The following is a 24,117-nucleotide window of genomic DNA, read 5'->3' as shown; positions in this document are numbered from 1 at the left end:
ACCCTAGAGAGCATACGTTATAATTTTTGAACACATGATGATAAGCATTATATTCAGACCTAGGTTCAAAACAAGATGGTCAATTTATACAAATACAGCATCAAAACATGGGTCGTTGTGACGGCTATCGTAGGTCTAAGTCTGATCACGGGGTGTGATCATGCCAACAAATTTCAAGATTTAGAAAAACATTCAGAAGAGTTTAGACAGCCTGAGCTGCAACAGAGCGAAGAGGGGAAAAAGCTGACCGATGTTGCTGGTCGTGCCAGCTTACCACCAACCAATAAACCGACCTCACACAAGTTAAAATTATCCAAAACTGCCGAAAATATTGTGGGGCGTTATCGGGTTTTGATTGATTGCCAAGATGCCTTTGTACAGTGTGAAAAGGGCACTGCAGAATTTATTTTGAATTTATTGCCGGATGGTTCAGCGCACCGTATTTTTGTGCATATGGGGAAAGTGACCTATGCCAAAAGTCATGAATACCGTGAAGACGCTTGGGTTTATGATCATGATTTAAATCAAGTGATTTTGATTCGAGGCAGTGGCATTCAGTTTTATTATAATGTTGGCGAAGATGGTAGCTTAACCATGGACTTAAACAAGATTGCCAACTTTACCCCTGAAAATAGACAATTCTTTGCCGAGGGCAACCCTTTTCCTGAGCAGGCTTATACACTGGTTCGAATGAGCTAATCTGAATTGCTTGAATGTAGTAAATGAATTTACTTTGAAGATAAAAAATATTGATAATTTAAAGTTGGTGGGTTGTGAGGGGATCGAACCCTCGACCAATAGATTAAGAGTCTACTGCTCTACCAACTGAGCTAACAACCCTGAATGTGCTTAAAATAAATTTAAACAAAACAAGTTCATTTGTATAGCAAAATTTAGGCAAGTGCAAAGATAAAGCTGTAACGGCTTGAAGAAATTTAATAGAGTTTTTGTAAGTTTGCTTTCATGTGCGAGAACAGAAACAAGCTTTTGAGAGATGGTTTTGATTTGAAGAGAATGGTGGGTCGTCCGCGATTCGAACGCGGGACCAACGGATTAAAAGTCCGCTGCTCTACCAGCTGAGCTAACGACCCATTCAGATCATTAAGTTGTGATCATTGCAACAATGAAAACCGCTTAATTTGAAGCGCTTCTAAAGCAAGTAGATACTTTAGAAATGATGGTGGGTCGTCCGCGATTCGAACGCGGGACCAACGGATTAAAAGTCCGCTGCTCTACCAGCTGAGCTAACGACCCATCAAGGGGTATCAAATAAAATGGTGGGTCGTCCGCGATTCGAACGCGGGACCAACGGATTAAAAGTCCGCTGCTCTACCAGCTGAGCTAACGACCCTGAACCTGCATTCAAGACTGGCTTGAATGTGTAGTGCAAGAAAACTAAAGAGTTTTTAAACACCACTTCGTTTGATGGAGCGTATTGTAGCAAGTTATCAAATCGACGCAAGTAAAAAATAACAAAGTTGTGGATGTTTGTTTATAAATCCAACAACTTTGTTTTGCTTATACAAAAAATAAGCATTTTCAGGCTTAAAAGCGGTATTTGTACTGCTCAATATTGCTTAAAATCTCAGAATTGATATCGCAATAGCCCTCTGCTTGGGGCAATAAAATCAGTAAACGGTCCGATGTTCTGTCTGGATAGAACGCTTCTTCTTTGAGTTTGCTCTTCTGATATTTAAAGGTGCCTGTGGTTTCGAGGTTTTTTTGTACCCGTAAAAATACCGGAACTGCATAAGAGGGCAGTTCTTTTTTGAAGGTTTTTGCCATATTGACCAAATCTTCATCATTCAGTTCGGCGCCATTTTTTAAAGTAATCGCAGCCATGCCAGCACGACCATTGGTATTGGGGATTTCCACCCCGTAAATGACTGCTTCACTGATCTTGTCGTATTCGCTACAGATATTTTCCACTTCTGTAGTGGAGACATTTTCACCTTTCCAGCGGAAGGTATCACCTAAACGATCCATAAATTGGGCATGTCGAAGACCAATGTTGCGCACCAAGTCGCCGGTCACGAAGTAGGAATCCCCCTTTTTGAAGACATCATGCATGATCGAGCTTTTATTTTTGTCTGCGTCGGTGTAACCATCAAAAGGCGAACGGCTGGTAATTTTGCCAATTAACAGTCCTGTTTCCCCTTTTTTGACCTTTTGACAAAAGCCTTTTTTGTCCAATATCGGTTGTTCTTTGTCTTTGTCATATTGAATGATGGCATAAGGCACAGGAGAGAAGCCGACGGTATTGTCAAAATTGAAAATATTGGAAAAACCAACATTGCCCTCACTTGAAGCATACAGTTCTAACACTTCCTCAATGCCAAAACGTTGTTTGAATTTGTCCCAAATATTCGGACGCATACCATTACCAATCATTTTGGTGACTCGATGCGCACGATCGATCTCACTTTCTGGGGCATCCATCAGGTAACGGCACAGCTCACCGACATAGCCAATCGCAGAGGCATTGTACTTTTGCACATCTGACCAAAAATGCGTGGTGGAGAATTTACGACGAATCGCTAGAATTGAACTGCCGGCAATCACACCACACCAACACACCACCATGCCGGTTGCATGGTAGAGCGGTAAGGTCACGTACATGACATCATCATGTTTTAAATTCAGTACATGACCATAGGTACCATAAGCGAGCATCCAACGGCTGTTTTTAAACACTACTGCTTTGGGTAAGCCTGTAGTGCCTGAGGTATAGATATAAAATAGACCGTCTTTGCCGGTGACTGATTTTAATTGCTTTGGTGTGGTTTTCTTTGCAGTTTGAATCACTTCGGCAAGATTGATAAAGCCTTTGGGTGCTTGACCCGCATCCTGACGGGTGTTTTGATCGGCAAACCAATAAAAATGATTTTGATCCAGTGTTAGGCTATCACGCACCGCATCGACTGCTTCACGGCATTCTTCACCGACAATTACTGCAATCGGTTTGACCAAATTAATACTGTGGGTCAACACTTTACCGGTTTGTGATGTGTTGACTAGGGCAGAAATGACGCCAATTTTGGCTAACGCAATCACGGTAGCCATCAGTTCACAGCGGTTTTCAATAATCACCGCAATTACATCGCCTTTTTTTGCCCCTTGCTCAAGCTGAAAATGTGCAATTTGATTGGCCCATTCATTCAATTCAGTGTAGCTATAGCTTTGCTCTTCAAAAATTAGTGCAGTACCGTGTGGGTTGCGCTTGACGGCTTGTTCAAAAGCAAGACCAAGTCCAGCAGGGGTGGATTCTGTTCTTAAATAGGCTTGTTTTAATCCAACCACAATGTTGGGTAGTTTATTGATTAGCTTGGGTAAACGGGTTGCGACATCTTTGATTCCAATAAGATTATCGTGGTTTGCTTGGCTCATATCAGTCCTACTTGTTTTTGTATTCCATTGATTTTTAATTAATCAAATAATGATTGCAGTTATTGTTTCGATTTCATTTTTTACAATATGTTTATAGATTTGTCATTATAAACTTAAGGTGTTGAATTTTCGAAAGTTAGATTGACCATAACAAAAAAACCTAGCCACCGTAATGACTAGGTTTTACAAATCTTACTGTAATTTAAGCAACTTATTCAGCTGTAGGATTGGCTTTCTTTGGTGGACGACCACGTGGGCGACGAGGGCGCACAGGTTTGTCCTCATCTGAAAGCTCAGCGTCATCCTGAGATGCGTCTTTGGCATCTACCGCTTCAGACTTCTTTGCTGCAACGGGCTTGACCTCTGTAGCATGTTCTAGCGCTTCAACTTCAACCACAGGGGTGTCAGTTGCAGGTGCTTCAGTTTTTTCAGCTTCAGGTGTTACAAGCGCTGGCGCAACTTCAGCTTCAACAGCGGTTTCGGCGACCACTTCAGCTTCAGGTGTTGTTGCTACTGCCGTTTCAGCCACAGGTGCTTCAACAGGTTTTACAACACTTTCAACCGTTTCTGTTGTCATAACAGGTTCAGTTGTTGCAGGCTGTGTAGATGCTTGTTCAGCAGAAAGCTCTTCAAGTTTGGCTTGTTTGGCTTGTTCTGCTGCCAATTTTGCTAAACGACGACGCTCACGCGGATCATTGGCTACACGGCTGGTTGATACCGGTTTTGGTGGCGTTAAGTCAAGCACTGGCGCAGGCTCAGCTTCAACTTTCACTTTCGCAATAACCGCATCACGAGTGACGGGTTTTTTCCCTTCAACCGGTTCAGCCGACTGCGCAACCAAAGTCGCTACATAAGCATCGGTGAATTTTTGCAAGGCACGGTTGAAAGTAGGGATCAAACCAAATTGTTCAATTAACACTGAACAATCATCACCATAAACATGACGAATCAAACTGCTCACGGTGTGCTGAGACAGAGTCGGCACTTGTGATGGGTTGATTTTTGGTGTTTCCACTTTGGCTTTTTGATCACGATGTTTGTTACGACGACGTGAACGTGGGTCATTACTGGCACGTTGTACGGGCTGTTGTGCTGTTGGCGCAACAGTCGCTTGAACCGTTTCAACTGCGTCTACCGCAGGCGCAGCTTGAGCAACTGCACGTGGTGCTTCAACAGGACGTTGAGCGACAACTGTCGGTGCCACTTGAGCAGGAACCGGTGCCGCTTGGGTTGGAGCTAAGGCAATGATTTCACTTTGCGCTTGATCCACATTAACAACAAGGGCAGTGGTTAAATCTGCATTGCGTGGTACATCAACCAAATCAACTTTCGGTTGCTGTGTTGCCACAACAGCAGGTGTAGCGACGGCTTGATCGTTCAATACGCTTGGATCGCGGTGGCGATTTGGGCGATTTGGACGTTGTGCATTACGCTCACGACGCGGTACAGCTTGCTCAGCTTGAACATCAAATTGTTGTTCATTTTGCTGTTGACGCTTTGGATTGCGTGATTTTTGTTCACGCGTGTCCGGACGTGTATTTTCGTTACGGTCTTGGCGTTCTTGACGATCATTGCGCTCAGGGCGTTGGTTGTCTGAACGCTCTTGACGTTCATTACGGTTGTCGACACGGGGATTGTCATGACGCTCTGTACGGTCTTGGCGGCCATTTTCATTGCGCTCTAAACGTTGCTCATGGCGAGACACTTGTACCACTTCTTCAATCACATTGTGTTCTTGAAGTTGTTCACGGTTGTCACGCGGTTTGTTGCGGTTTTTCTTGTTGTTGCGCTGTGGACGGTCTTCTTTGTCTTGTTGACGTTCCGCAGTCACTTCTTGTTTTGCAACAGGTGAGTGTGAAAGATAGGCATTGGTATCTGCCACTGGACGTGTTTCAACAGCCACAGGTGCGGTATGTGACACTTGACCGAATTGACCACGGCTGACTGCACCGCCATTGACCATTTGTTCAATCGCTGCTGCAGCATTGTTGGCAGTACGAGATTGATCAATAGTGGCTGCTTGTTTTTGTACAAACAAGTTTTCTAACCATGCACATGGGCTGGTCGATGGCACTTGCGCTTGTACGGGTGCTGCTTTTTGAGGGGCATTTTGCTGAGCAGCTGCATTGTTTTTACGCTTCGCATTTTTGTCTTGCTGAGCAGGGGCTTGCGCTTGAAGCGCTTGTTGTTGCTCTTCTTCTAAATGCCATTCAGAAGATTCATAGCCCAATTCTTTTTCACTGTTGCGGGTTGCTTCAGTGCGTTCATAGCTGGTCGGTGCGAAACCTTCAGGGTTGAACGAAATTTCGTAATGCGGTGTTTCTAAATGTGGGTGTGGCAATACCGTCACACGTACATTTGATGTTTGCTCAAGGTATACCAAGCTGTGACGCTTTTCATTCAATAAGAATGCAGCGATTTCAACAGGTACTTCAACTTGAACTTCACCTTGACGTTCACGTAATGCAATTTCTTCTACTTTACGCATAATCGAAAGTGAAAGAGAGCGTAAGTCACGTACCATACCTGTACCATGACAGCGTGGGCAGACATAACCTGTTGCTTCTTCTAGTGATGGGCGTAAGCGTTGACGGCTCATTTCCATCAAACCAAAGCGAGACAATTGACCGAATTGGATACGGGCACGGTCACTTTGGGTTGCTTCACGTAGTTTTGCTTCAACCATACGTTGGTTGCGTTCTTTGGTCATATCAATGAAGTCGATGACAACCAAACCACCGATATCACGTAAACGCAATTGGCGGGCAATTTCTTCTGCAGCTTCTAAGTTGGTGTTCAACGCTGTTTCTTCAACGTCGTGACCGCGCGTTGATTTTGCAGAGTTGATATCAATCGATACTAGAGCTTCTGTTTGGTCAATGACGATTGAACCACCGGCAGGAAGTTTGACTTCACGCTCATAAGCCGTTTGAATTTGGCTTTCGATGGCAAAATGTGCAAACAACGGTTCGTTTAAGGTATAAGTTTTTAACTTATCTAACTGGTTCGGCATTACTGCTTTCACGAAGTTATAGGCTTCGTTATAGGCTTGCTCAGAATCAATCAGGATTTCAGCTACGTCATCACGTAGGTAATCACGAATCGCACGTGTCACCACACCCGCTTCTTGATGCACCAACATTGGCGATGGACCAGAATTCGAGGTTGATTGGATACGTGTCCAAAGATCTAACAAGTGTTGTAGGTCAAGTTGAAGTTCTTCTTGTGAACGACCGATACCCGCAGTACGCACAATCACGCTCATGCCACGAGGAACATTTAAAGATGCCAACATTTCTTTCAATTCTTCACGAACTGAACCTGAAATTTGACGGCTGATACCACCACCTTTCGGGTTGTTAGGCATCAGGACGAGGTAACGACCTGCAAGAGAAATAAAGGTAGAAAGTGCAGCACCTTTATTGCCACGTTCTTCTTTTTCCACTTGAACCAAAAGCTCAGTGCCTTCAGTGATCAATTCACGGATATTCGAGGTTTGACGTGGGTCTGCTTTGTAATAGGAGTTGGCAATTTCGCGCATCGACAAGAAACCTTGACGACCTGCACCATATTCAACAAATACGGCTTCTAGAGAAGGTTCAACGCGAGTCACGTGACCTTTATAGATGTTAGCTTTCTTTTGTTCACGTGTACGGTTTTCTAAATCGAAATCGTAAAGACGGTGACCAGTGATGAGTGCAACGCGAACTTCTTCGGCATGTGTTGCATTAATCAACATACGTTTCATGGGTGTAGCACCTAATAGTGATACACAACTGATAATCGCTATTCACGTAGCGAACATCAACCCTCATGGATCAACCCCTAGATCTTAAAGCAGCTGATCTAAGTTTTTTTACCGGCCTTTTTTGGTGGGCTTCGGTTTTTGAATCACATATTGATGATGGCAATACGGCTTTAATCTTGTCACTGATTAAAAGCACCTGAATATTCACTGGCGGTCAAGCGGTGCATTGGATGTGTGTAACTTTCACTGTCACGTAGCTTGAAGATCATCCCTTCTATTCGATAGAGCGTCTTGATACGGAATTATCATCGTATCTTTGCTTTATGTGCAGATCCAAATGCATCAAACGCTTTAGCCTGAATATTGAATCAGGTTGCGACTATTCTGATGTGTATCAGTTTACGTTTAAAAACCAACTTAAAGCTGGCGACATATTTTTTTAAACAAACTGATTTATGTGCAAAAGCACAATTAAACGCAACAGTTTGTCTTTTTGCCGATATAATAAGCCTACGGCGGGCATATTCTTTTGGGACCATTCCGAGTTTGTGCTGAACAACAAAAATTTAGTTTTAATTTCAAAAAGTTTTGAAATTTCTAAAATATTGTTCACTTACGGTGGTATCCGTGCGCTGACTATAGCAAACCTTACATCATCTGCCTATGGGCTATACAGATATTTCTTGTGAAAAGTATAGTCTAAGTGATCAGTTTTTAATCAAATTTAGTATTTTTTTAGGTCAACGTAACTGTATGAATTCTACGCAAGAATGGCAAAACGTCACTTGGTTTGAAGTGGATGAGCACCAATTGGGACAGCGCATCGACAATTTTTTGTTTTCACGTTTAAAAGGTGTGCCGAAAAGTCGTATCTATCGTTTAATTCGTGAAGGTCAAGTTCGCGTGAATAAAAAACGAATCAAAGCAGAAACCAAACTCGCGATTGGTGACATGATTCGTGTCGCACCGATCCGCTATGAACAAAAAGACGAATCGGCTGTTCCTGTGTCTGATAAAGTGGCGCAAAGTTTACTCAGTCGTGTGATCTATGAAGACGAAGGTTTGATGGTGGTGAATAAGCCATCAGGCATTGCGGTGCATGGCGGTAGTGGTGTGGCATATGGCTTGATCGAGGGCTTACGTGCAGCATCAGGTAAAAAATACTTGGAATTGATTCACCGTATTGACCGTGATACCTCAGGTTTGGTGATGATTTCGAAAAAACGCAGCACTTTGAAATTACTGCAAGACATGCTGCGTGAACACAAAATCAAAAAGACGTATGCGGCTGTGGTGAAAGGTCAAGTGGCACTTGATCGTCAATTGATTGATGCACCTTTACACCGTTATGAGCTTGCCAATGGTGAGCGTCGAGTACGTGTATCGAAAGAAGGCAAAGAGTCTAAAACTCAGTGGAATGTCGCTGAGCGCTTTATGCATGGCACATTGGTCTATGCATCACCATTGTCAGGTCGTACCCATCAGATTCGTGTACATGGTTTAAGCATTGGTCATCCCTTAATTGGTGATGATAAATATGGTCATGAAACTGAATATAAAGGGCCAAAACCACGTCGCTTGTGTTTACATGCCATGCGTCTTGAGATTCCGGGTTATCCGACCATTGAAGCGCCATTGCCTGAAGATATGCAAAGTCTAGTGGCACAACTGCGTGCGCAGAAGGCGGACAAGGTTGTGGTGTCTGCGAAAGATGATGAGTAATTTTTAAAATTTACACCTCTCCCTGAGTCGCAAGTCTCCTTTCTTGCACGTCGTTTAAAGCAGTGCTTTAAACTCGTTCAGGAGAGGGAACTCATCTAAATTTCAAATTTCAGTTATTTTGTATTGTTTCTCCTTCTCCTTTAAGCAGAAGGGTCGGGGTGAGGTAAAAAATCGATTCGCCTCATCAGCTTAATGCTTTAATCCTAAATCAAATCTAGGGAACTCATATGTCTAAACCTGTAGAACTGATCATTTTTGATTGGGATGGCACTTTGTTTGATTCAGTGGGGCAAATCGTCACCAGTCTAAAATTTGCCGCAGAGCAGTTTAATCAACCTTTAAGCGATGAAGCAGCGCAAAGCATTATTGGTTTAGGTTTGCCTGAAGTGGCACAAATTTTATTTCCAAATGTACCTGAGTTGCACGATCAAATTTTACAGTGCTATGGCGACCATTATGTTGAGCATTCAAAGCATGATCAATGGTTTGAGGGTGTAGCTGAAATGCTGAATGACTTAAAGTCTCAAGGGATTCAGCTTGCGGTGGCAACGGGGAAGAGTCGTCGAGGGCTTGATTGGGTGTTGGCACAGACCAAGAGTACACATTTATTTGAAATTACTCGTGCAGCCAGTGAAACCAAGTCTAAACCGGATCCTTTGATGTTGGCTGAGATTTTAGAGCATACGGGTCTAAGCGCAGATCAAGCGATTATGGTCGGTGACTCAAGCTACGATTTGGAAATGGCACACAATATAGCCATGCCGAAAGTCGGTGTGAGTTATGGCGTGCATACGCCTGAAATCTTGTCTCAATACAATCCAATTGCGATTGTGGATAATGTTGCGATGTTGCATCAAACCTTGAACCATCAAGTGCAACAGAAACAGGCGGTTTAGGTACGGTATTGGCCCGTTGAAGTTCAGCATTGCTTCAGTGAGACATGATCTCATTTAAGATAACAGACTGGCTTTGGGCTGTTATCTTTTAGTCTAAGTTCCGCTTTGAATTTGAGTTGTACAATAATAAAACAGCATTTTAACGCTCTATTGATGCTTTTAAATACAATTAAGCTTTTGTTTTGGCTTAATTCTTTAGTTGCTATTTATAGCTATTAGCTATTGAAAAAAATAAAATAAGTATTGGCATAAAGCCGGCAATTTCTCGATTCTTAAACTGTCTATACATATACCTTTAAAGCCTTATCAGCTTAACGCCGTGCGATGTGCAATTTGAATTTGCCCAAGTACAGGATTAATCGCTTGATCGCAGGCAGGTATAGCTCCAATTTTTGCAGTTTAGGGAAACATTGATGTCAAATTCTGCTGTTGTTGAAACGAGTGTTGAATCTGTTGCTTTGGCGCTTCGAGAAGCTGAACTATCACAAACTGCGATTGCACCTATTCGTCCGCAACTCGGTGGTGAAAGTGCGGATGTGGATATCGCGTACGCAGCGCAAGAAGTGAATACTCAACGTGCCCTTGCTGAAGGTCGTCGTTTGGTCGGTCGTAAAATCGGCTTAACCTCTGTTGCAGTACAAAAGCAATTGGGTGTGGATTCACCTGACTTCGGGATGTTATTTGCCGACATGGCATTTGGCGATGGTGAAGCAATCCCTGCGGGACGATTGATTCAACCGAAAGTAGAAGCTGAAATCGCATTGGTCATCAACAAAGACCTGACTAAAGAAAAACACACTTATGCAGACATTATCAGTGCGACTGAATATGCATTGCCTGCAATTGAAGTGGTGGATAGTCGTATTGAGAACTGGAAAATTTCACTGATCGATACCGTGGCAGACAATGCATCTTCTGCGGGTTTCGTATTGGGTTCTAAGCCAGTCAAACTTGAAAATCTTGACCTTGTAAATTGCAAAATGATCATGACGCGTGGTGATGAAGTGGTTTCTCAAGGTGTGGGTAAAGCGTGTCTTTCTAACCCACTCAATGCTGCAGTGTGGTTGGCGGACGAAATGGTTCGCCGTGGTCGTCCACTGCTTGCAGGTGACATCGTGTTGACCGGTGCTTTAGGTCCAATGGTTGTTGCGCATCCGGGTGATGAATTTAAAGTTGAAATCGAAGGCTTTGGTTCTGTTGTTGCTGCATTTGCTGCTGAATAATTGAGAAGAAACATCATGAAAAAGATTAAATGTGCCTTAATTGGTCCAGGTAATATCGGTACAGATTTACTTTATAAATTACAACGTAGCGAATGGTTAGAGCCAGTTTGGATGGTGGGGATCGACCCAACGTCTGAAGGTCTTGCACGTGCTGCAAAAATGGGTTTAAAAACCACGGCGGAAGGCGTGGATGGTCTTCTTCCTCACGTGCTTGAAGATGACATCAAAATTGCTTTCGATGCGACTTCTGCTTATGTACATGCTGAAAACAGCCGTAAGTTGAATGAACTGGGCGTGCTCATGATCGACTTAACGCCTGCGGCGATTGGTCCATTCTGCGTACCACCAGTGAACTTAAATACTTTACTTGAATCAGGTGAAGTGCCAAACGTGAACATGGTGACTTGTGGCGGTCAAGCAACGATTCCAATGATCGCAGCGATTGCAAGCGTTCAGCCGGTGAACTATGGCGAAATCATCGCAACAGCATCAACCAAATCGATCGGTCCAGGTACACGTAAAAACATTGATGAATTTACCCGTACCACGGCAAGTGCGATTGAAAAAGTCGGTGGTGCGAAACAAGGTAAAGCGATCATCATTATTAACCCTGCTGAGCCACCAGTCTACATGCGCGATACTGTGCATTGCTTAGTCGAAGGTGAACCAGATCAAGCGGCGATCACTGAAGCTGTTCACGCAATGCTTAAAGAAGTTCAAAAATATGTACCCGGTTATAAACTTGTAAACGGTCCAGTATTTGATGGCAACCGTATATCACTGTTCCTTGAAGTGGAAGGTCTAGGTGACTTCTTGCCGAAATACGCAGGGAACCTTGACATTATGACGGCGGCAGCTGCACGTACTGCAGAAATGTTCGCAGAGCGTTTAATCGCACAACACACCGCTGAAGCTTAAGGAGCAGACCATGTCTAAAGTGATTATTAATGATATGACACTACGTGATGGTATGCACCCGCAGCGCCATCAAACCACAGTTGAGCAAATGATTGCCATTTCAACTGCATTAGATGATGCAGGTGTGCCCTTAATTGAGGTGACCCATGGTGATGGTTTAGGTGGTAACTCAGTGAACTATGGTTTTGCTGCTGCGACAGATGAAGAATACTTGTCTGCTGTTGTGCCACGTATGAAAAATGCCAAAGTGACTGCATTGTTACTTCCTGGTATCGGTACGGTTGACCATTTAAAAATGGCACACGAAATTGGTGTGTCAACGATTCGTGTTGCGACGCATTCAACTGAAGCAGACTGCTCTGAACAGCACATTACCGCTGCACGTAAATTAGATATGGACACTGTGGGCTTCTTAATGATGGCACACATGGCGTCTCCTGAACGTTTGCTTGAAGAAGCGAAAAAGATGGTGTCTTACGGTGCAAACTGTATTTATGTGACGGATTCTGCGGGTTATATGTTGCCACAAGATGTGAAAGACCGTGTCGGTGCTTTACGTCAACACTTTGATTCAAACATCGAAATCGGTTTCCATGGTCACCATAACTTAGGTATGGGTGTTGCCAATACCGTTGCTGCTGTTGAAGCGGGTGCGATTCGTGTCGATTTAGCTTCTGCAGGTTTAGGTGCAGGCGCAGGGAATACACCACTTGAATTGTTTGTTGCGGTGGCGAATCGTATGCAAATGGAAACCGGTGTAGACTTGTTTAAAGTCCAAGACGTTGCTGAGGATCTTGTGATTCCAATGATGCACAACCCAATTCGTGCGGATCGTGATGCGGCAACTTTAGGTTATGCAGGTGTGTATTCTTCATTCCTATTGTTTGCTAAACGTGCTGAAGCGAAATATGGCGTATCTGCACGTGAAATCCTACTTGAACTCGGTCGCCGTGGTACGGTGGGCGGTCAAGAAGATATGATCGAAGACTTGGCATTGACCATGTCTAAAGCCAAAGAAATGAATGCTTAAGCCTTAAGTGTTCATCTGATTTGAAAAAAGCACCCAGTTTGGGTGCTTTTTTATGCCTAAAGTCCATATTTTAATATTTAAAAACAATGATATAAGACAATTTAGGTCTATGTTGTTGTTTCTTTAAAAAGAGTTTTCATCATCGCTTAAACAAAAAACATATCAATCAAAATCTGCTTTTCAAAAAAGCCCATTTATTTGTCGAAAATAAACTGGAGAACAAGCACTTAGATTTAAAGTTTCATTCGGAAGATTTTTTTGTTTATCGTTAATAAATATAAATATTTTGCTGAATTTTTGAGCTTTTTTAAAGCATTCTCATTTGAAAAGAATAATTAAGACTCAAGTCGGATGTTTTGTGCTTACATTTTTTTACATGATGACTGCATGCTTAAATCGAATGTAGGGGAATTACATCCGTGCGTCGTCAATCTCTCTCTTTATTATTGTGTGCTGCATCCGTAGCATTAGCCAACTCCAATGCCTCTGCTGGCTTCATTGACGACAGTAAAGTACAACTGCAACTGAAAAATTTTTATTACGTCCATGAAGTCGATGAGTTAAAAGCAGGGCAAATGCAGGATTACGGCAGTTGGACCCAAGGGGCTTTATTCTCTGCCAAATCAGGCTATGCCGAATTTGGACCGTTAAAACTGGGTCTTGATGCCACTGCACAATACGCTTGGCGTTTAGATGGTGAGCGCAGTAATGCAGATTATGTTTTGCCCTATAACTATACTACACACAAACAGCAAGACGACTTTGGTAAATGGGGGGTGACCTTAAAAGCCAAAGTGTCTGAAACAGAGTTACGTGTCGGTGAAATTTTCCCCATGACCCCGATTGTGTACTTTGACCCATCACGTCAATTGATCACCAGTTATGAAGGGGCGTGGCTAGAATCAAAAGATATTAAAAACACCAAAGTCACTTTGGGTTATTTATGGAGCATCAATGCCCGTTATAACAATCAATTTGATGATTTCACTTTATGGCCAAATGAAGTGGCCGTTAAAGATGACAAAAGAAGTGATGGCATGTATGTCGCGGGAATTGATCATCAGTTGACGAAAAATATCGCCTTAAGCTATTTCTATGGTGAGATGCGAGATATCTATCGCCAAAATTATTTGGGTGTGGATTATAAGAAACAACTGGATGCCAAAAATAAAATTGCCAGCCATGTCCATTATTTTGATAACCGTGAAGCCGGCGATGCCATGTTTAATGAGATTGATAACCAAGCAGTTTCATTTAAGTTCGATTGGACGCACGGTCCGCATATGCTGGAGTTTGGGTATCAACAAATGTTTGGTGAACATACCTTGGATGCACCCTATTTCCCATCTATTGCAGGGTGGGTGCCGCAGCCATATTTATCCAATTGGTCAGTGGCAGCTTTTGTACGTAAAGATGAAAAGTCTTGGAGTTTGGGTTATACCTATGATTTTGCAGATGCCGGAATCAAAGGTTTAAGCGCTTCAGTTAAATATTATGATGGTTGGAACATTGATAACAATGGTTTAAATGGCAATTACACCTCGGGTAAAGAAGATGAAGTCGATGTGGTGATTAACTATGTCAAACCTGAGGGAAAACTAAAAGGCTTAGGGCTTCAATTAAAATACATCAATGTTGACTATGCCAATGTTGAAAACTTTGGTGATGTCACCGAGTATCGCGTGACGACCAGCTACACCCATACCTTCTAAAGAAACAATCGCTTTAAAAAGTGCCTGACTCTCAGGCACTTTTTTTATGCTGATTTTTTTGTTCACCCGAGATTGTGCTTCATTCAAGATTGCGCTTCATCCAAGATTTATAGTGAAGTTAAAGCAATGTTTTAAATTATCGGTTTTTTGTTGTTTATCATCGTTATTAAGTATGAGATTGTCAGGCTTGAACAGGTAATATTAAGCACAGAAGTGGATATATTTTTTACATTGTCGCTGTGGTTTGAACCTTGTGTTAACCATGGTTTTGCGCTGTACCAGGAGTAAGTATGAGCACTGTTCAAATTCCAGAATACACAACCGATTCATTTTTTGGCTTAGAAGACAAATGGATTGAAACGGCTGAAGGTGAGTTAACCCATTACCATGAAATTGGTGAAGGTACCCCAATCCTATTTTTACATGGTTCAGGTACTGGCGTATCTGCAGCGGCGAACTGGTGGTTAAACTTGCCACAAATTGGTGAGCAAGCACGTTGTATCGCAATCGACACCATTGGTTATGGTCAAACTGTTGTTGCGCCAGGTACGGCTTATGGGATCCGTGCATGGGTGGATCATGCGGTCCGTACTTTAGATGCAATGGGCATTGAAAAAACCTGGTTAGTGGGTAACTCTTTGGGTGGCTGGTTGGCGTTTCAAATGGCGTTAGATTACCCTGAACGTGTACTCGGTATTATTTCAATGGGTACGGGTGGTGCCAAACAAACGGCTGCGCTTAAAGCTCACGCAAACCCTGTTTTGACTGAAGAAGGCATCAAGAAAACCCTTTCGATGTTCGTTGTGAATAAAGATTTGATCACTGATGAATTGGTTAAAGTTCGTTTTGCTTCTGCTGCCAATGACTATGCTTCAAACCGTTTGATGGATGTTGTCGGCGCGCGTGACCGCGACCGTTTCGAATTCCCTCTTGATTTCGAAAAAATGAAAGAGATTAAAGTTCCTGTACTGTTAATCCATGGTACACAAGACGTGGTGATTCCGGTTTCACGTACTTGGGATATTTTAAATGTAGTACCACATGCTGATGCACACATCTTTAGCCAATGTGGTCACTGGTCTCAAGTGGAAAAAGCCGAAGAATTCAATACTGTGATTAAGAACTACTTAAACGCGCGTGGTGTTTAATTCGATCTGTTCAAGATTGAGTAATACGCAAAAGGGATGGCATTGACCATCCCTTTTTTTGCGACTTGTTTTTGTGATTGAAAATGGTTCGATTCAAAAGTCCAGCTGAAATCTAAAATGGATAAAAAATTGACCTAAGCAAGGCAGCTACTATAAGAGAATGATTGATTCTCAAAACTCAAATTTTCATGTTTAGATCTAAGCATTCTTTAACCGTATTGAATCAGGTTGAATGAATGAACAATGCGTGAATTTTGTCTTATTTTTTAGCGCTTAAAACGATTAATTGAACGTAGAAGCAAAGCATCTAAGCGTGAGTTTGAACGTTCTATATCATGCAAAAGTCGAATATGTGATCAATTTTGGGCTGAATTGAACTAGAGAAAGTGCTGTTTTAATGGCTGTTTTTAGAATATGTCACCATTTAATGTTGGAAAATCATTGTTTTATAAAGAACAAATTAAGCGTAAAAATCAATATATGAAAATTTGAGCCAAAAAGCCTGTATTAGACTTAAGTGGTAATTGTGGAAAAAAAAGCAAAAGCTGACTGATTGGTTATTTTTTAATTGATCTGAAAGCAGATAAATTTCGATAAAAGGCAAGCGAAAGCACTTGATTTATTTTTTTTGCTCAGTGTCAAATCGGTAAAATTTTCCACCATTATTTAGGTAAAAAATAATGGTGAAAAATATGACAGTTATTGATCGGTTATTTTTCGCTCATCTGTGCGATTGATATCGAGGTAAAAAATCTTGGTGAGCAGCTCGATAAATTTTTGCACCGCGTGGGATTTAGAATTTTTACGGTAACTCACATACAAATCCAGTGAAGGCAACTCTACATCGAGTGAACGAATCACGGTGTTGTTCATGGTGAGCGGTGCAATGTAGCCCGGCAAGATGGTGCAACCGAGTCCCATACCAATGGTGTTAATGTTAAATAAAATGTTATCGGCTTTCTGTACCACATTCAGTTCAACATTATGGGCTTTGGTAAAGTCCAAAATGGTGTCATGTAGGGTCTTCGATTGCACTTCAGAGGGAATAATGAAGTCAATGCCATTTAATGCTTTAACCGGAATACGTTCATATTTCGCCAAAGGATGATCTTTGGGCAATAAAAAGATCAAAGGTTCACGTAAAACGAACTTACTTTCGATTTCTTCATTGTGAAAATTGTTGCGGGTAAAGGTAATGTCAATTTCACCTTTCTTTAAGCCGCGCATTTGATCGGTATTGTTTAAGCTCAGCAACTCAATGGTCAGCTCTGGACTTTGCACACGTAAGTTCGGTAAAACGAAAGGAAAGACTTTCATTTCTGCCACAGGCACAAAGCCAATACGCAGCAATTGCTGTTTGGCTTTCGACACTTGACGTGCCATGGCCACGGCTTTATCTGCTTGGGCTAAGGTTAAACGGGCTTGTTCAAGGAACACTGCACCTTCTTCAGTCAGTTCGACTTTACGTTTGGTGCGGTTGAGTAATCGAACGCCAACATCCTCTTCAAGATCTTTAATCTGTTGGCTGAGTGAGGGCTGTGCAGTATAAAGTTTCAGTGCAGCTTTACTGAAGTTCAGTTCTTCGGCAACGGTAATAAAGTATCTTAGGTGTCGTAATTCCATATAACTCGTCCAAGCAGTAATCCAAAATATGTATTACTTTGTAATCACTCGAGTATAAAGCATAAACAACTCAGAGGTGAAGATGGATGTGGTATTTAGAAAATAAATGGTTTGCTTGACTTCATATGTTATAAGAAATGCCAAAACCTGCTTGAGTAAGTTCTAAAACATCTTAATTAAAACAAAATAAATATTTCCTTAGCATAGCCCTGAACAGCGATTATCGTGCAAGTTAAATCAATTTGTTTGTGACCCCACGTTTGTCGCAGGAGAGCTTTCATGAATGGAAAAATTGATGTGCAGCAAATCGACGCTTTAGTCGATGCACAAAATGGACGTATTTCGCCTTCTATTTATACAGATCCAGATCTTTATGAATTAGAACTTGAACGTGTGTTCGGGCGTACGTGGTTGTTCCTCTGCCATGAAAGCCAAATTCCTAAAGCAGGTGATTTCTTCAATACCTATATGGGTGAAGATCCGATCATCGTGGTGCGTCAAAAAGACAAATCGATTAAAGCATTACTCAACCAATGCCGCCACCGCTCTATGCGCGTGAGCTTTGCAGACTGTGGTAATACGCGTGCATTTACTTGCCCATACCACGGCTGGTCATACGGCGTTGATGGTTCTTTAAAAGACATCCCACTTGAAGAGCGTGCATTCCCACAAGGTGCATGTAAAGAGAAATGGGGTCTGGTTGAAGTTAACCGTGTTGCGACATACAAAGGCTTAGTCTTCGGATGCTGGGATGAAACCACGCCTGATCTAGAAGAATACATGGGTGACATCGCTTGGTATTTAGATGGCGTTTTAGACCGTCGTCCAGGTGGTACAGAAATTATTGGTGGTGTGCACAAGTGGGAAATCGAGTGTAACTGGAAATTTGCAGCGGAACAGTTTGCATCTGACCAATACCACGCATTGTTCTCTCACGCATCTGCAATTCAAGTGCTTGGCGCGAAACCAGATGACGAAGCATCTAAGAAACTCGGTGCTGCACAAACCGCACGTCCTGTATGGGAAACGGCGAAAGACGCAATCCAATATGGTTCACGTGGTCATGGTTCAGGTTTCTTCTTTACTGAAAAACCAGATGCGAACGTATGGGTAGACGGTGAAGTAGCCAATTACTTCCGTGAAACTTACGAAGAAGTGAAAGAGCGTTTAGGCGAAGTTCGTGCTTTACGTCTTGCAGGTCATAACACCATGTTCCCAACATTGTCTTGGTTGAACGGTACTGCAACACTTCGCGTATGGCACCCACGTGGTCCAAACAAAACTGAAGTTTGGGCATTCTGTATTGCGGATGCTGAAGCATCACAAGAAGTGAAAGAAGCATTTGAACGTTCTGCAACACGTGCCTTTGGTCCAGCGGGTTTCCTAGAGCAAGATGACTCTGAAAACTGGATCGAGATCCAAAAAGTTTTACGTGGTTATAAAGCGCGTAAAAACCAATTGATCATGGAAATGGGTCTAGGTAACGAAAAAGTTCGTGAAGATGGCATTCCTGGCATCACCAACTATATTTTCTCTGAAACTGCAGCACGTGGTATGTACCGCCGTTGGGCAGATTTGTTGATCCATGAAAAATGGGAAGACGTAGAGAAAGCCGCTGACGAATATGAGAAGGAGCTTATGAAATGAGTCAGATCAGTTTAGAACTTCATCATCAAATTAGTCAGTTTCTCTATAAAGAAGCAAAGCTACTTGATGACTGGAAATTCCGTGATTGGTTAGCGGTACTGGCGGAAGATATTTCTTATACGCTACGTACTACACCAAACGCACAAACACGTGACCGTCGTCGTTCAGTTGAACCCCCTACGACTTGGGTATTCAACGATACTAAAGATCTTTTAGAGCGTCGTGTTGCGCGTCTTGAAACCGGTATGGCTTGGGCTGAAGAGCCTCCATCACGTACCACTCACATGGTGAGCAACGTGATCGTTGAGCCAACTGAGGTTGAAGGCGAATATGACGTGTACGTGACTTATCTGTTGTACCGTACGCAAAAAGAGAAAGACGTGGTTATTTACTGTGGTAAACGTCATGACAAGATCCGCAAAGTTGAAGATGGCTTAGGCTTCCAAATCTTTAACCGTAAGATCACGCTTGACCAAGCTACTTATAACTCACACAACCTGAGTGTATTCTTCTAATGAATAAGATTTTTGTTTGCCAAGTTGATGAATTAGATGAAGGCGAAGCGCTTAAAGTAGATTGCGGCGTAAACGGTATCGATGCGCTTGCAGTTTTCAACAATGGCGGTGAATTCTTCGCGATGAATGACAAGTGCAGTCATGGTAATGCTTCAATGTCTGAAGGTTATCTTGAAGATGACGGTACTGTTGAATGTCCATTACATTCAGCACGTTTCTGCTTAAAAACAGGTGAAGCGTTATGTCTACCTGCAACTGATCCAATCAAAACTTTCCCAGTGATTGTTGAAGATGGTCAATTGTTTGTAGAAATGGCAGGAGAGTAATCATGGGTTGGCTACAAGGCGAAGTTGCACTGATTACAGGTGGTGGTTCAGGTCTAGGTTGGGCTTTGGTTGAGCGTTTCTTGGAAGAGGGTGCACAGGTTGCCGTTCTTCAACGTTCAAAAGCGAAAGTCGAGGCATTGAACGAACACTTTGGTGGTAAAGTTCTTGCGATTGAAGGTGATGTAGCTAGCTATGAAGACAACGTCCGTGCAGTAAAAGCCACTGTAGAACGTTTTGGTAAACTCGACTGTTTCGTGGGTAATGCAGGTATATGGGATCACTATGCTGATATCGTGAATACCTCTGGCGAACAGCTCGAAAAAGCCTTTGATGAAATCATGGGCATCAATACCAAATCACTAATTTTGGGTGCTAAAGCTGCATTAGATGAGCTTGTAAAGTCTGAAGGTTCAATCATTTTCACACTGTCAAACTCTGCGCTTTATTCTGCAGGTGGTGGTCCAGTTTATACTGCATCGAAACATGCAGGTGTAGGCATCATGAAAGAATTGGCGTATGAACTTGCGCCTAAAGTACGAGTGAATGCCGTTGCGCCATCGGGTATGAATGTCAATATCAAAGGTGCAGCATCATTGGGTCAAGAAAATCTTGGCTTACTTGATGCTCGTGATCCTGAGAAAATTGCGCGTGGCATGCCATTGAACTTCTTACCTGAACCTGAAGATATGACAGGTTCTTATGTGTTATTGGCATCGCGTGCCAATAATCGTCCACTGACTGGTGTTTTAATTAACGCTGAATGTGGTTTAGGTATTCGTGGCTTACGCCAACCTCGTGCTGGTTTCTTCGACGAAATTTAAGCTCAAAAAACACATTGGATGTATATGGCAGTCATTTGACTGCCATTTGTTTGGGAGTCATTCATGGCCGTTAAACTGATTTGTGCATCGCACAGCCCTTTGATGGAATTTGCTTCACCGCAAGAAAAACGCAAAGAACAGGTGGTTCGTGAAGCGTTTGCAAAACTTGCGCAGGAAGTTAAAGACTATAATCCAACGTTGATCATTACTTTTGGTCCAGACCATTTTAATGGTTTCTTCTATGACCTTATGCCAAGTTTCTGCGTGGGTATTCGTGCCAAAGCCGCAGGCGACTGGGATTATGGTAAAGACAATGATCACATTAACGTACCTGAAGACACTGCTTTAGGGTTAGTACGTCGTGTATTGGATGAAGGTGTGGATGTGGCATACTCGTATCGTATGCAAGCAGATCACGGTGTGACGCAACCCTTACATTTCTTGTGTGGTGGCGAGCTTGATCGTTATCCAACGATTCCTGTATTTATTAACGGTGCAGCCGCGCCAATGCCGACCACAAAGCGTACCATTGCCTTAGGTCGTGCAGTCGGTCAGTTCATCAAGTCTTTAAATCTTGAAAATGAACGTGTCCTCGTTTTAGGCACAGGGGGTCTGTCACATGATCCACCGACACCTCAAATGGGTGCAGTACCGCCTGAAGTAGAAGAGTTCTTGATTGCAGGTCGTTACCCAACACCTGAAGCACGTCATGCACGTCAATCAAAAATTATTGCTGTCGGTCAAAAGTTGGCTGCCGGGGATACTTCAGTGGCAGTGCCTCTAAATGCAGACTGGGATCGCGCTTTGTTAAATACCTTTGCCAAAGCAGATTTCGCAACACTTGAAGCCATGACTGAAGCAGAGATTCGTCGTGATGGTGGTCGTGGTGGTCAAGAAGTCCGTTCTTGGATGGCTGCATTTGCTGCATTGCATGAAATTGGTGAGTATGAGATGACGACTCACTGCTATGAAGATATTAGTGAGTGGATTGCGGGCTTTGGCATCGTATCTGCAGAATTAAAAGGTTAATACTATGGGCAACAGCATGAGCAACATCGAAACCATCGTTATTGTAGGTGCAGGTCAGGCTGGCGCGAGCGCCATTTTAGAACTTCGTGGCAACAAGTATGAAGGTAAAATCATTTTGGTGGGTGATGAAACACACTTGCCATATGAACGCCCACCTTTGTCTAAAGACGTGATTCTGAAACCTGCCGAAACCAAAATCGAAATTTTGTCAGAACAGAAACTGGCAGAGTTAGGTGTTGAGGTGATTCGTGGTAACGGTGTTGTCAAAATTAACCCAGAACAACATCACGTTGAACTGAAAAATGGCGATGTGATTGCTTATGACAAGTTGCTGATTGCAACCGGCGGTGCTGCACGTCGTTTACCGAACTTCGATGCCTTGGGTAAACACGTTTACACTTTACGTAATCTTGAAGATTCACAAGCGTTGGTTCCTGTACTACAACCGGGTCGCCGTTTGATTTTGATCGGTGGTGGTGTGATTGGTCTTGAGCTTGCATCATCTGCGCGCTTTAAAGAATGCGAAGTGACTGTGATCGAAATGGGTCCAATGGTGATGGGACGTACTTCACCTGCTATTTTAAGTCAGTTCTTGCTTGAGCAACATCGTGCTAAAGGTGTGGATGTTCGTCTTTCAACGTCGATCGCTAATTGTCGTTTAGATGGTGAAGAAGTTGTAGTGACTTTGGCGACTGGTGAAGAGCTACGAGCTGATGCAGTGGTTTACGGTATTGGTATCGTACCGAATGTACAACTTGCAGTGGATGCTGGTTTGGATGTCGATGTTGCCATTAAAGTCAACGACAACTGCCAGACGTCAAACCCTGATATTTATGCAGCAGGTGACGTTGCCACTCAACTGCGTGACTGTGGTAATCACCGTCGTGTAGAAACTTGGGAAAATGCCAATCTTCAAGCCGGGATTTTTGCACGCCATATTATGGGTGTAGAACATCCAACGCCAAATCCAGCATGGTTCTGGACTGATCAATTGGATCTGAATTTCCAATTTGTCGGTGATATGACTGCGCAAACATGGGAAATTCGTGGTGAGATGGATGCGGCTAAAGGCGCAGACAATTCATTTGTGATGTTTGGTGTAACAGGCGGTATTATCGTCGGCGGTATCACTGTCAATGCAGCCAAAGAAATGCGTCATTTGAAAAAGCTGATCAGCAAAAATGCGCCTTTTGAAGCGGACAAATATTTAGATTTAAGCCAAGACTTACGTAAGCTTGTAAAGTAAGCGGCTAAATCCAAGAACAGACCTCAGGCAACTCAGGTCTGTTTTTTTATGCCTTTTCGATCAGCGTATAGTGCTGTGATTGAGTTTTATCTTGAGTCGGCTTGTGTCTTAGGTCCAATAGCATGTATTGGATTAAATTGAGATGCTAGTGCCGTTTCCCGATGTAATGATTGATCCAGCCTCCAAAGGAATCTATGACTGCAAAATCCTCTCTACCTGTTACGGCAAGCATTTACATGCTTTTGGTGCTGATTTGGGCCACCACACCTTTAGCGATTGTCTGGAGCGTACAAGAAGTCCATCCGATGTGGGTCTTGGTGATTCGATACTTTGGCGCTTCAGTGATTGCACTGATGTTGTTGGCCATCATGCGCAATCCTTTGCCTTATGACTCAACATCTTTAAAAAGCTATGTGGCAGGCAGCTTGAATCTGATTGGGGCACAACTTTTTATCTATTTGGCAGCGAACTATTTGACGTCAGGTTTAATGGCGCTCATCTTTGGATTTTCCCCTTTGATTGCAGGTTTGATTGGACATGTGATTTTAAAGACCCATAAGTTGGTGGCTTTACAGTGGTTGGGTATGGCGGTTGCAGTAGCAGGTTTAAGTTTTGTTTTTGCTGAATCTGCTGAATCGAAAGTCAATCCAATCGGGATTGTACTGATGCTGATCAGCATGGTGTCATATATCAGTTCCATCTTCTGGGTGAAACAGATTAATGCTCCCCTTAAACCGATGTCGCAAGCCACAGGGTCATTGTTGGTTTCCGCATTGGGTTCAGTTTTCATGATCCCCTTTATTTGGCAACATTTCCCGACCCATATGCCAAGCACACAGGCATGGATTGGGTTTGGCTTTACCTTGGTCATGTCATCGATTGTGGCGATGCTGTGTTATTTCTGGTTGATTCGTCGTTTAGCCGCTTCGACCGTGTCACTGAGTAATGTCATGACACCGATCATTGCCTTGATCTTGGGCGCAACGCTCAATCATGAGCATATCAGTCCTAATGCGATTTTAGGCATTGGGGTGGTGATGTTGGGCATCGTGATGTATTTTTGGAAAGAGTGGAAACAGAACTACTTTTCAAAAAAAGCTTAGATTATTATTTTAAACCGAGTGAC

18 protein-coding genes and 4 tRNA genes are annotated in these 24,117 nt (G+C 42.9%); 15 read left to right on the top strand and 7 right to left on the bottom strand.

The genetic code is table 11. The features are described 5' to 3' along the window. Positions 1-75: 75 nt before the first annotated feature. A complete protein-coding gene (locus tag G8D99_RS13455; RefSeq protein WP_166326752.1) occupies positions 76-699 on the top strand; it encodes a hypothetical protein in 624 nt (207 codons plus the stop codon). Positions 700-764: 65 nt separating this feature from the next. On the opposite strand, the gene G8D99_RS13450 is transcribed toward G8D99_RS13455, so the two are convergent. From G8D99_RS13450 to G8D99_RS13425, 6 genes are all read right to left on the bottom strand, one after another. Further along, positions 765-840: transfer RNA gene (locus G8D99_RS13450), tRNA-Lys, on the bottom strand. A 175-nt stretch (positions 841-1,015) separates the two neighbouring features. After that, positions 1,016-1,091: transfer RNA gene (locus G8D99_RS13445), tRNA-Lys, on the bottom strand. Positions 1,092-1,178: 87 nt separating this feature from the next. Continuing rightward, a tRNA-Lys gene (locus tag G8D99_RS13440) sits at positions 1,179-1,254 on the bottom strand. Positions 1,255-1,275: 21 nt separating this feature from the next. After that, positions 1,276-1,351: transfer RNA gene (locus G8D99_RS13435), tRNA-Lys, on the bottom strand. Positions 1,352-1,545: 194 nt separating this feature from the next. Continuing rightward, entirely contained in the window at positions 1,546-3,387 is a 1,842-nt protein-coding gene (locus G8D99_RS13430; protein WP_166326750.1) for a long-chain-acyl-CoA synthetase, read from the bottom strand. Between the two features lie 211 nt (positions 3,388-3,598). Continuing rightward, complete coding sequence (locus G8D99_RS13425) at positions 3,599-7,135, bottom strand: Rne/Rng family ribonuclease (protein WP_166326748.1); 3,537 nt, start codon at positions 7,133-7,135, stop codon at positions 3,599-3,601. Positions 7,136-7,888: 753 nt separating this feature from the next. On the opposite strand from G8D99_RS13425, the gene G8D99_RS13420 reads away from it, so the two are divergent. The 7 genes from G8D99_RS13420 (at position 7,889) to G8D99_RS13390 (ending at position 15,784) form a co-directional block, all read left to right on the top strand. Then, positions 7,889-8,857, top strand: a complete 969-nt coding sequence (locus G8D99_RS13420) for an RluA family pseudouridine synthase (protein WP_166326746.1) — start codon at positions 7,889-7,891, stop codon at positions 8,855-8,857. Between the two features lie 227 nt (positions 8,858-9,084). Then, a complete protein-coding gene (locus G8D99_RS13415; RefSeq protein WP_166326744.1) occupies positions 9,085-9,753 on the top strand; it encodes an HAD family hydrolase in 669 nt (222 codons plus the stop codon). 413 nt (positions 9,754-10,166) lie between these two features. Further along, positions 10,167-10,976, top strand: a complete 810-nt coding sequence (locus G8D99_RS13410) for a fumarylacetoacetate hydrolase family protein (RefSeq protein ID WP_166326742.1) — start codon at positions 10,167-10,169, stop codon at positions 10,974-10,976. Positions 10,977-10,991: 15 nt separating this feature from the next. Next, on the top strand, positions 10,992-11,894 hold the full coding sequence (locus G8D99_RS13405) for an acetaldehyde dehydrogenase (acetylating) (protein WP_166326740.1): 903 nt from the start codon (positions 10,992-10,994) through the stop codon (positions 11,892-11,894). 10 nt (positions 11,895-11,904) lie between these two features. Further along, positions 11,905-12,924, top strand: coding sequence for a 4-hydroxy-2-oxovalerate aldolase (gene dmpG, locus G8D99_RS13400; protein WP_166326738.1), 1,020 nt, complete (start codon positions 11,905-11,907; stop codon positions 12,922-12,924). Between the two features lie 419 nt (positions 12,925-13,343). Next, positions 13,344-14,636, top strand: a complete 1,293-nt coding sequence (locus tag G8D99_RS13395; protein ID WP_166326736.1) for an OprD family outer membrane porin — start codon at positions 13,344-13,346, stop codon at positions 14,634-14,636. A 290-nt stretch (positions 14,637-14,926) separates the two neighbouring features. Continuing rightward, positions 14,927-15,784, top strand: coding sequence for an alpha/beta fold hydrolase (locus G8D99_RS13390; RefSeq protein ID WP_166326734.1), 858 nt, complete (start codon positions 14,927-14,929; stop codon positions 15,782-15,784). Between the two features lie 699 nt (positions 15,785-16,483). Here the strand turns inward: G8D99_RS13390 and hcaR are convergent. Beyond that, positions 16,484-17,407, bottom strand: coding sequence for a DNA-binding transcriptional regulator HcaR (hcaR, locus tag G8D99_RS13385; protein ID WP_166326732.1), 924 nt, complete (start codon positions 17,405-17,407; stop codon positions 16,484-16,486). A 279-nt stretch (positions 17,408-17,686) separates the two neighbouring features. Between hcaR and hcaE the strand changes: the two genes are divergently transcribed. From hcaE to G8D99_RS13350, 7 genes are all read left to right on the top strand, one after another. Next, a complete protein-coding gene (gene hcaE / locus G8D99_RS13380) occupies positions 17,687-19,054 on the top strand; it encodes a 3-phenylpropionate/cinnamic acid dioxygenase subunit alpha (RefSeq protein ID WP_166326730.1) in 1,368 nt (455 codons plus the stop codon). Next, on the top strand, positions 19,051-19,569 hold the full coding sequence (gene hcaF / locus G8D99_RS13375) for a 3-phenylpropionate/cinnamic acid dioxygenase subunit beta (RefSeq protein WP_166326728.1): 519 nt from the start codon (positions 19,051-19,053) through the stop codon (positions 19,567-19,569). The genes hcaE and hcaF overlap by 4 nt, the downstream gene beginning before the upstream one ends. Next, positions 19,569-19,895, top strand: coding sequence for a 3-phenylpropionate/cinnamic acid dioxygenase ferredoxin subunit (hcaC, locus tag G8D99_RS13370; protein WP_166326726.1), 327 nt, complete (start codon positions 19,569-19,571; stop codon positions 19,893-19,895). Before hcaF ends, hcaC begins: the two co-directional genes overlap by 1 nt. A gap of 2 nt (positions 19,896-19,897) precedes the next feature. Then, a complete protein-coding gene (gene hcaB / locus G8D99_RS13365) occupies positions 19,898-20,716 on the top strand; it encodes a 3-phenylpropionate-dihydrodiol/cinnamic acid-dihydrodiol dehydrogenase (protein WP_166326724.1) in 819 nt (272 codons plus the stop codon). Between the two features lie 63 nt (positions 20,717-20,779). Continuing rightward, the gene (locus G8D99_RS13360; protein ID WP_166326722.1) at positions 20,780-21,745 is read left to right on the top strand and encodes a 3-carboxyethylcatechol 2,3-dioxygenase; all 966 of its coding nucleotides are present in this window, start codon (positions 20,780-20,782) and stop codon (positions 21,743-21,745) included. A 16-nt stretch (positions 21,746-21,761) separates the two neighbouring features. Then, a complete protein-coding gene (hcaD, locus tag G8D99_RS13355; RefSeq protein ID WP_166326720.1) occupies positions 21,762-22,991 on the top strand; it encodes a 3-phenylpropionate/cinnamic acid dioxygenase ferredoxin--NAD(+) reductase subunit in 1,230 nt (409 codons plus the stop codon). Between the two features lie 194 nt (positions 22,992-23,185). Next, positions 23,186-24,094 carry a DMT family transporter gene (locus G8D99_RS13350; RefSeq protein ID WP_166326718.1) on the top strand — a complete coding sequence of 303 codons (909 nt, stop codon included), beginning with the start codon at positions 23,186-23,188 and terminating at the stop codon, positions 24,092-24,094. Positions 24,095-24,117 lie beyond the last annotated feature (23 nt).

Source organism: Acinetobacter lanii (assembly GCF_011578285.1).
GTDB lineage: Bacteria > Pseudomonadota > Gammaproteobacteria > Pseudomonadales > Moraxellaceae > Acinetobacter > Acinetobacter lanii.
Note: the sequence above shows the minus strand (reverse complement) of the source record. Positions and strands in the feature narration are given on the sequence as shown.

Coding starts and splice junctions, on each gene's coding strand:
- G8D99_RS13455 (WP_166326752.1), top strand. CDS start 76: ATGGTCAATTTATACAAATACAGCATCAAAACATGGGTCGTTGTGACG.
- G8D99_RS13430 (WP_166326750.1), bottom strand. CDS start 3,387: ATGAGCCAAGCAAACCACGATAATCTTATTGGAATCAAAGATGTCGCA.
- G8D99_RS13425 (WP_166326748.1), bottom strand. CDS start 7,135: ATGAAACGTATGTTGATTAATGCAACACATGCCGAAGAAGTTCGCGTT.
- G8D99_RS13420 (WP_166326746.1), top strand. CDS start 7,889: ATGAATTCTACGCAAGAATGGCAAAACGTCACTTGGTTTGAAGTGGAT.
- G8D99_RS13415 (WP_166326744.1), top strand. CDS start 9,085: ATGTCTAAACCTGTAGAACTGATCATTTTTGATTGGGATGGCACTTTG.
- G8D99_RS13410 (WP_166326742.1), top strand. CDS start 10,167: ATGTCAAATTCTGCTGTTGTTGAAACGAGTGTTGAATCTGTTGCTTTG.
- G8D99_RS13405 (WP_166326740.1), top strand. CDS start 10,992: ATGAAAAAGATTAAATGTGCCTTAATTGGTCCAGGTAATATCGGTACA.
- dmpG (WP_166326738.1), top strand. CDS start 11,905: ATGTCTAAAGTGATTATTAATGATATGACACTACGTGATGGTATGCAC.
- G8D99_RS13390 (WP_166326734.1), top strand. CDS start 14,927: ATGAGCACTGTTCAAATTCCAGAATACACAACCGATTCATTTTTTGGC.
- hcaR (WP_166326732.1), bottom strand. CDS start 17,407: ATGGAATTACGACACCTAAGATACTTTATTACCGTTGCCGAAGAACTG.
- hcaE (WP_166326730.1), top strand. CDS start 17,687: ATGAATGGAAAAATTGATGTGCAGCAAATCGACGCTTTAGTCGATGCA.
- hcaF (WP_166326728.1), top strand. CDS start 19,051: ATGAGTCAGATCAGTTTAGAACTTCATCATCAAATTAGTCAGTTTCTC.
- hcaC (WP_166326726.1), top strand. CDS start 19,569: ATGAATAAGATTTTTGTTTGCCAAGTTGATGAATTAGATGAAGGCGAA.
- hcaB (WP_166326724.1), top strand. CDS start 19,898: ATGGGTTGGCTACAAGGCGAAGTTGCACTGATTACAGGTGGTGGTTCA.
- G8D99_RS13360 (WP_166326722.1), top strand. CDS start 20,780: ATGGCCGTTAAACTGATTTGTGCATCGCACAGCCCTTTGATGGAATTT.
- hcaD (WP_166326720.1), top strand. CDS start 21,762: ATGAGCAACATCGAAACCATCGTTATTGTAGGTGCAGGTCAGGCTGGC.
- G8D99_RS13350 (WP_166326718.1), top strand. CDS start 23,186: ATGACTGCAAAATCCTCTCTACCTGTTACGGCAAGCATTTACATGCTT.